Annotated in this window: 2 protein-coding genes; one reads left to right on the top strand and one right to left on the bottom strand. The window is 48.1% G+C overall.

Translation table 11 applies throughout. The features are described 5' to 3' along the window. Positions 1-286, top strand: a 286-nt coding sequence (locus CK240_RS18870) for a hypothetical protein (protein WP_167650120.1), incomplete at its 5' end; no start/stop codon positions are given. A 28-nt stretch (positions 287-314) separates the two neighbouring features. On the opposite strand, the gene CK240_RS19105 is transcribed toward CK240_RS18870, so the two are convergent. Next, a partial coding sequence (locus CK240_RS19105) for a hypothetical protein (RefSeq protein WP_205957941.1) occupies positions 315-538 on the bottom strand: 224 nt, incomplete at its 5' end.

Genomic DNA, 538 nt, shown 5'->3' with positions numbered 1-538 from the left:
CACCTCCTCTTGGGAGGAACTGCCAGTTCAGCTGTCCTTCTTAGTTATTTGGAGCGATGCTGCTACTGATGATGCTAAATCTGCGGTTAGGGAGACGTTCACTAAAGAGCTTGCTGGCTTGAAGTGGGATAAGGATTTCTTTCTTTCCACGGATCAGGATATTCCTGCTATAAGGTTTGGAACGTATGATGATATTTCCTCGCGAGATTATTTAAGCTCATTTGCTATTGATGTGACGAACCTTTCGTTTTCATCCTTTTATCAGTCTCAGACCGGTAAGTCATAAAATTATATCGTTCATTGACTGCTGTGATTTATGGACCTCTTCGCCACTTCCACCAGGGACGCTTCGTCCTATAAGCATTATCGCTAATGAGCGCGGTAATACGCTGCTCGGCTCGATCCAGTCGCACTCGCAAGTCAGCCACAGTTCCGGCTAACTGTTCGCGCTCGCGCTCTGCGATGGCTCGTTCCCGCTCCCGCTCGTCTATCAATAGAGAAAGCTGCAGGCGCAGGATTGCTGCTTCATCTGTCTCAC

The sequence above is a fragment of the Paracoccus salipaludis genome (genome assembly GCF_002287065.1).
Taxonomy (GTDB): domain Bacteria; phylum Pseudomonadota; class Alphaproteobacteria; order Rhodobacterales; family Rhodobacteraceae; genus Paracoccus; species Paracoccus salipaludis.
Note: the sequence above shows the minus strand (reverse complement) of the source record. Positions and strands in the feature narration are given on the sequence as shown.